Source organism: Bacillus sp. S4, from assembly GCF_040838205.1.
GTDB classification, from domain to species: Bacteria; Bacillota; Bacilli; order Bacillales; family Bacillaceae_G; genus Bacillus_A; species Bacillus_A cereus_U.
Genome location: NZ_JBFPJI010000191.1, coordinates 1 through 6,391 on the forward strand (window position 1 = coordinate 1; position 6,391 = coordinate 6,391).

The following is a 6,391-nucleotide window of genomic DNA, read 5'->3' on the forward strand; positions in this document are numbered from 1 at the left end:
ATTTATACACTGTATACCTTTAAAAAAGAAAAACAGTTTAACGTTACAGGGTTCTTTATTTTAATTACACTTATTTCTAATACAGCGGTAGACTTAATATCTGGATCAGCGGAACGAATGCTATGGAATGATGCATATTATCATATCGTACTTGGCTGCATCGTTATATGTACAATCTTTATGAAAAAACCACTTATGTTATATTTCGCAGCGGATATCGCAGCGCTGCAAGGCCATGACCGCGATAAAAGTCGTGAGCTTTACCGGGATAGTCGCATATATCCAGCACTGCAATATTTAACACTATTTTTCGGTCTTCAATTTATATTAAAAAGTTTCTTGAAAATCTATTTCATCTCTGTTTTCGGTGTAGATGGATATGGTGAAATGAGAGCTATTATGACCGCTGTTGGGTGGGGCATTTCTATTTGTATCGGAATTGGATTTGTATGGGTAAACAATAAAATACATGCGGTTACTGAAGAAAAAGAATCTGTGCAATAAACCAAAATCCCCTAGCATCTTGTTATACTAGGGGATTTTGGTTTTGCTAAACATATTACGAAAAAGTTAGCTTGATTTTTTTCTTTTATTTTTTACATTTCGATAAAACAAAGCAGCGCTCAGTGGCATAACACCAAACCATTTATTTAAGAATGGCTCTTTCTCCGCACGACGTTGTTGTTTCTGTTGTTTTCGATCCTCTTTTGGAGCATCCATATATGACACAAATTGCTGTGTCACAAAGCGTACATAATCATTAGTAGACATATTATCATCACCTCTACTTGATTAGTATGTCCACTTTTTTATTCATTAATCTTTTGCTTTAATTCATTCATAATTTGCTTTACCGACTTATTTGTCGTATCGATATGAATATCGGCCTCTTCATAATAAGCTCGGCGCGATTCAAATTTCGTTACAAATGCAGCTATATCTTTCTTCTGAAATAGTGGACGTGTCGTATCTTCCCGAAGCCTTTCTGCAATTACATGTGGATCGCAATATAAATACACAACAGTTCCATTTTCCTTCATCCACTTTCGATTTTCCTCTCGTTCAATAATTCCTCCACCAGTTGTAATAATTACATTCTGAACCGGTAGTGAACGTAACATTTCACTTTCATATTCGCGAAAAACCATTTCGCCTTCTTCTGCAAAAATATGCCAAATCGCTTTCTCTTTCTGCTCTTCGATTTTTTGATCTGTATCTACAACTTCCATATGGAGTTCTTTACTTAACGCTTTTCCAATTGTTGTTTTCCCAGCTCCCATATAGCCGATTATGTATATAGATTTCATTTTCGTTCCTCTCAATCATCCGTTATTATTTGTTATTATAACGAAAGATGCTACTTTATTTAATAAAAAAACGTTTTGTTCTTCTTATGAAATGAAGAACAAAACGTAACATACTCCCTATTTTCTCGCAATCAAACAAGCTGGCTCACTTTTACTTATAAGTACCTCTTCTCACCCACTGCGTTGCAACCCATTTCTCGCCTTTCGTTACAGGTGCTCCTCCATGTAACGTAAGCTCATTTAGTGATTGGTCTTGATAAAAATACTCAAAGTATACTGCCATTCCCTTTCTAGGGTGTACAGAAAGATTTAATTTCGGAAAGAATGTCTCCCCGCCTTCCTCTACATCATTTAAGTACATCACAAGAGTACTTATACGATTATTAGCAGCTGATCTACTATGTTCCGCAAAATAATCATAGTGCGCTTTATATTCTTGATCCACTTCATAATTTAAAATGTGCAATCCTTCTCCATGCGCTACAGGAACATTCATGATAGATGAAATTCGTTTTTCAATCTTCGAAGTTAGTTCATTCTCTTCCAAAAATGCACCGCTACTCGTTCGAATATCATTTACATCACGTGATGAACCAATTTTAGACCGCTCTATTTTATTTTTAGAAAATTCGATCAATCCGTCACATTCTTCATCACTTAATACATTTGCTAATACGACAATAAGGGGTTCTTCGAATTTTGAAATAATTTGTATTTCCCTATCTTCTGTCATAATCGTATTTCCTTTATGATCAAAAATAGTTTGTTCCTTATTTTCATCTATTTGATTGTTAGTTGTCATTTCCTTATCTCCCTAGAAAAAATGATTGGATAGCATGAATATATCATATTCTTTCTACCTTTCTCTTTTTTGAGAAAATTTAAACTTTTAACTATCCTTTTTATCCCTTTCCACAAAAAAATTGACTCTCAACACATTGGAAATTAATGCTTCTCCCCCGCGTATTTTACACATTATCCTTCTACCCAATCCAATATTTTATTATCCCTTTTCCTATAGCGAAAGCTCACTTTGTAGAAAACTCTCTTTTTTGTAACACATTGCAATGAAATGTTAATAACATCATTTTCAAAGACGTACTTTCCACTCCCTTCTCCTCTTTCATACTGAAATAAAAAAACATCCTCTTTTTCTTTTTGCTGTAAGTCTCTTTTTATATCTGAAATAGCTCGATCAATAAGTTCCTCCATAAAAAAACTTTGTTCTATTTCAGAATAAAATTTTTTATCCGAAAGTAACATATTCGTTTCGTACATCAAAAAAGAAATGAATAAAATAAGAAAAATAATTGTTCCTGGCATTGCAAATCCATCTTGTTTTCTCATGTTTCTATCTCAATTTCACTATAGCGTACAGCCACGCCTTCATATATTTCACCACTTATATCTTTCACATATATATATAGCAAATGAGGTGTTAATTTATACGAAATCGCTTCAATCCTTTGCAATATAGATTCCCTTCCGCGCATATTTACTTTTCTTATTAAATTACTATTCACTTTTTCATACGTCACCTCATCGCCATTACGAAGTTGGAAGCGCAAAATATGTTCATCATTTTCTAGTGCTATCTTCCTCCCACTTAATACTTCACGAAACTCTAATTGCATTTGTCCTAAAAACACATCCCACTCCCATTCATTTAGTCCTTTTGAATGTGTATTTTCTATTCCCATAATATGAAGACGTGGTAAAAGTAAAAAGAACATTGATAAAAGCAACAAACATGCAATCATTTCTATTAACGTAAATCCCGCTTCCTTTTTACCTTTTCTCTGCATAAAGGCATTGCTCCATCGCTTTTCCTCTCATATCTTTCCACATCGTACAAACCTCATCTCCTCTCCAATATGTGTAATATACAATTCCTTTTATGACTTGCTCTTTTTCTCGCTTTTCCTCATTCTCATACATAAATAAGGTCGCTTCTTTTTTTAATAGTATTAATGCTTTATAGCTCATTTTTATATTTTTTCTTTCTTGCATAATTAATAATGTTTGCGGGAGCAATAACGATACCGCCATCATTATTAAACTTAACGCTACAACCATTTCAACCATTACTGATCCTTTTTGACACTTCACGATACGTAAATCTCCCTCTGCCAAGCTGAAATACAATCTCATATTTATACCCTCGATAGGAAAGTAAAATCGTACCCCCTCTATTAATATTCCCGCTCGGATTATATGTCATCGGATTCGGAAAGGTATGCAAATCAATTTGGACATCTTTATCATATTCTCTCTTAACAATTAAAAAGCCCGTCTCCGATTCCGAAATATAATACATCTGTTTCCCTTTAAACCAGCGTAACGTATAATGTTTTTGACGCTTAATCGCCAACTGCTGCATATACAAAATATCATTTGAAAACTGTTTCAAAAACTGCTCGGCTCTTTGTTTTTCATATAATGAAGTAACGTTAAAATGCGTAACAACACTCAGTACAGAAATAGCAAATAAGACAAGTAGCATTTCTAAAAGAGTAAAACCTTTTTGTTTCACGATTTCCCGGCTGATACTGTGCCATCATCGGAAATATGGATTGGTTCACCTTTCGGACAAGTTTTAGAAGTAATATACTTTCCTGTTTCAAGTTCCTCTATTGATGGAATCTTATTATGTTGCAATTGATATGCTTGTATTTGTGCTTCTATAGATTTCACATAGGCTGCACATCCTTTTCCTTGTACGGATGAGCGCTGTGTAACTACATTTGGAATAATTAATAGTAATAATACAGTTATGACAACCATAACTAATAACATTTCTAAAAGAGTAAAACCTTCCTCATTCTGCATGTAAATCCCCCCTAAATTGAATTCATCATTTGAAACATCGGCATAATCATCGCTAAGTACATCAGAATGACTATAACCCCAAGACATGTAAATAAAATGGGTTGAATCACAAATAACATACGTTTAATTTTTTGTTCTACCTTTTCAATAATGTGCTCACTGTAATCACCAAGCTCATTTGCTAAATTACCGTTTGCTTGTCCATGCGTAATGATATAAGAAAGTTCTTTCTCATAATAACCGCTTTTATCAATAATAGATTGTAACGGTTCTCCTGCAATTAATTGCCGCTCAATTCGGGCTGCTTCATACTGAAAGAATGGATGATACTTTTGCTTCATCATTATTGTTAATGCTTCGTGCACTGACAATCCACCGTGTAATAAACCACTTAATTGAGCGGAAAAATAATGCGAATGATTTAAAATAGAAAATGTTTTCATAAGGGGAATACGGATCATAATCTTTACCTGTTGAGTAGGCGGAAGTTTTCGGAAATAAAATATATATAAACTAAATCCCGTTATAACGATAAGAAAAATGATATAAATGAAGTAGGGTAATAATTTAATTGCAACTAAAATTTGCTCCGTAAGTGGTGGTGCTGTAGAACGTAAAGAACTATACATCATTTCAAACTGAGGCAATAAAATGAGGTTAAAAACAGAAAGCATAATCATTAAAAAAAATGATAAAAACATAGGATATTGCATTACTTTCATCATATCTTTCCTATATTTATCCTTCTTGTAAAGAAGTACACTCCCTTGTTGCAAAGCAAAAGAAATATCACCGTGTCGCTCTGCATAAAACAAATAACTTAACACCTCCGGATGAAACATTAATTGATGAAAAGAAGCATGCAAACTTTGTCCATTTTTCAATCCCTCGATCATATGCTGTAACTGTAATTTCTTCCCTAACGGTAGTTGAAACTGCAAAAATTCTAACGCCTGTAAAAGTGAGTAACCTTTCTCTAATAAATCACTTAATCTTTTCCATAATAATACTTGATCACTTAAACTCCATTTTCCCTTAAACATATACATCTTCTTCTAAAAAGCCTAAAGCATACCCTTTTCGCACCGACGATTCCAACGTTTCATAGTGATACGTAACATGTTCTCCACTTGCTTCTTTAATCGCTTGTTTTAATTCATATCCATATAACAGTTCATAAATGCTTGCCTGCCTCACTTGCCTCATTGATTTACATAAAGTTGAACACTTCCCTCTGCAAAACGGACATTTTAATTCAACGAGTCGCTGAGCAGCTACAGCCAATAATGATTGTTCAATTTCTTGCCTTGTAATACCATAATCCATAAATCGTAGTATCGCTCCTTTCGCATCATTTGTATGCAAGGTTGTCATCACTAAATGTCCCGTCAAACTGGCCCTTACAGCTACTTTTGCTGTTTCTTCATCACGAATTTCGCCAACTAAAATAATATCTGGATCGTGACGCAAAATAGCCTTTAATCCCGTTTCATATGTGATACCAGCTTTTTCATTTATTTGAATTTGTAATAAACCATCTTTTCTTCTCTCAACTGGATCTTCCAGCGTAACGATGCGACGTGTTTCTCCTTTTCTTGCTACTTCTAATAACGCATACATTGTCGTTGTTTTTCCAGAACCAGTCGGCCCAGTAAATACGAGTAACCCATGAGAATGCTTTAAAAAAGAGAGTAATTTTTCCGCTGTACTTGGAAATAACGAAAGATGAGACAACGGCTGAACAGATGCTTGTAAATGGAGGCGAATAACTAGACTTTCTTGATATACTGTTGGAAGTGTTGAAAGGCGTAAATACACTTCTGATCCATCAATTTGCAAATATAATGAACCATTTTGAGGCTTTCTCCTCTCTCCTATATCCATTGATGCTAAAAACTTAAAGTGCGAAACAAGCTTTTCTCCAAATTCCTTTTCAATACACCTTTTCGTAATTAAATCTTTCCCTATACGTAATTGAATCGCCACATCCTTTTGCCTGGGCACAATATGTAAGTCTGATGCTTGCACCCTACAAGCTTCTTTCATAATCATATTTGCAAAAAGCTCGACACTATTCATCAAGTTTCCCTCCTCACTATGTATATATCATGAAAAAATGCACAAGAAAAATTAGAGATTTTGTATTTTCACTAAGAGAAAAAGGGAAAATATGTTTGTGAAATTATGAACAATTTCCGAATTATTGTCTGAAATTACCTATATGGAAGTTTATCTGTATTATAATGTTAATATCT

Annotated in this window: 11 protein-coding genes; 1 reads left to right on the plus strand and 10 read right to left on the minus strand. The window is 34.0% G+C overall.

Annotated features, from left to right (window positions below; translation table 11 throughout):
- Window positions 1-504, plus strand: a 504-nt coding sequence (locus tag AB3X48_RS15825; protein WP_367959724.1) for a VC0807 family protein, incomplete at its 5' end; no start/stop codon positions are given.
- A 66-nt stretch (window positions 505-570) separates the two neighbouring features.
- Here the strand turns inward: AB3X48_RS15825 and AB3X48_RS15830 are convergent.
- From AB3X48_RS15830 to comGA, 10 genes are all read right to left on the minus strand, one after another.
- Complete coding sequence (locus AB3X48_RS15830; protein WP_002015009.1) at window positions 571-771, minus strand: YqzE family protein; 201 nt, start codon at window positions 769-771, stop codon at window positions 571-573.
- A gap of 38 nt (window positions 772-809) precedes the next feature.
- Window positions 810-1,307, minus strand: coding sequence for a shikimate kinase (locus AB3X48_RS15835; protein WP_016106148.1), 498 nt, complete (start codon window positions 1,305-1,307; stop codon window positions 810-812).
- Between the two features lie 151 nt (window positions 1,308-1,458).
- Window positions 1,459-2,109, minus strand: coding sequence for a 2OG-Fe(II) oxygenase (locus tag AB3X48_RS15840; RefSeq protein ID WP_016106149.1), 651 nt, complete (start codon window positions 2,107-2,109; stop codon window positions 1,459-1,461).
- A gap of 173 nt (window positions 2,110-2,282) precedes the next feature.
- Entirely contained in the window at window positions 2,283-2,654 is a 372-nt protein-coding gene (comGG, locus tag AB3X48_RS15845) for a competence type IV pilus minor pilin ComGG (protein ID WP_016106150.1), read from the minus strand.
- Window positions 2,651-3,112 carry a competence type IV pilus minor pilin ComGF gene (comGF, locus tag AB3X48_RS15850; protein WP_002160492.1) on the minus strand — a complete coding sequence of 154 codons (462 nt, stop codon included), beginning with the start codon at window positions 3,110-3,112 and terminating at the stop codon, window positions 2,651-2,653. Before comGF ends, comGG begins: the two co-directional genes overlap by 4 nt.
- The gene (locus AB3X48_RS15855) at window positions 3,096-3,392 is read right to left on the minus strand and encodes a hypothetical protein (RefSeq protein WP_033714873.1); all 297 of its coding nucleotides are present in this window, start codon (window positions 3,390-3,392) and stop codon (window positions 3,096-3,098) included. The genes comGF and AB3X48_RS15855 overlap by 17 nt, the downstream gene beginning before the upstream one ends.
- Complete coding sequence (comGD, locus tag AB3X48_RS15860) at window positions 3,385-3,840, minus strand: competence type IV pilus minor pilin ComGD (RefSeq protein ID WP_002160490.1); 456 nt, start codon at window positions 3,838-3,840, stop codon at window positions 3,385-3,387. Before comGD ends, AB3X48_RS15855 begins: the two co-directional genes overlap by 8 nt.
- Window positions 3,837-4,136 (minus strand): competence type IV pilus major pilin ComGC, encoded by a 300-nt coding sequence (comGC, locus tag AB3X48_RS15865; protein WP_002160489.1) that lies wholly within the window; start codon window positions 4,134-4,136, stop codon window positions 3,837-3,839. The genes comGD and comGC overlap by 4 nt, the downstream gene beginning before the upstream one ends.
- An 11-nt stretch (window positions 4,137-4,147) precedes the next feature.
- A complete protein-coding gene (comGB, locus tag AB3X48_RS15870) occupies window positions 4,148-5,185 on the minus strand; it encodes a competence type IV pilus assembly protein ComGB (protein WP_016106152.1) in 1,038 nt (345 codons plus the stop codon).
- Window positions 5,172-6,215, minus strand: coding sequence for a competence type IV pilus ATPase ComGA (gene comGA / locus AB3X48_RS15875; protein WP_016106153.1), 1,044 nt, complete (start codon window positions 6,213-6,215; stop codon window positions 5,172-5,174). Before comGA ends, comGB begins: the two co-directional genes overlap by 14 nt.
- Window positions 6,216-6,391 lie beyond the last annotated feature (176 nt).

Excerpts from the sequence above, each read along its gene's own strand:
- AB3X48_RS15855 (WP_033714873.1), bottom strand. The coding sequence starts at position 3,392 with ATGGTTGAAATGGTTGTAGCGTTAAGTTTAATAATGATGGCGGTATCG.
- comGC (WP_002160489.1), bottom strand. The coding sequence starts at position 4,136 with ATGCAGAATGAGGAAGGTTTTACTCTTTTAGAAATGTTATTAGTTATG.
- comGF (WP_002160492.1), bottom strand. The coding sequence starts at position 3,112 with ATGCAGAGAAAAGGTAAAAAGGAAGCGGGATTTACGTTAATAGAAATG.
- comGA (WP_016106153.1), bottom strand. The coding sequence starts at position 6,215 with ATGAATAGTGTCGAGCTTTTTGCAAATATGATTATGAAAGAAGCTTGT.
- AB3X48_RS15840 (WP_016106149.1), bottom strand. The coding sequence starts at position 2,109 with ATGACAACTAACAATCAAATAGATGAAAATAAGGAACAAACTATTTTT.
- AB3X48_RS15830 (WP_002015009.1), bottom strand. The coding sequence starts at position 771 with ATGTCTACTAATGATTATGTACGCTTTGTGACACAGCAATTTGTGTCA.
- comGG (WP_016106150.1), bottom strand. The coding sequence starts at position 2,654 with ATGAGAAAACAAGATGGATTTGCAATGCCAGGAACAATTATTTTTCTT.
- comGB (WP_016106152.1), bottom strand. The coding sequence starts at position 5,185 with ATGTATATGTTTAAGGGAAAATGGAGTTTAAGTGATCAAGTATTATTA.
- AB3X48_RS15835 (WP_016106148.1), bottom strand. The coding sequence starts at position 1,307 with ATGAAATCTATATACATAATCGGCTATATGGGAGCTGGGAAAACAACA.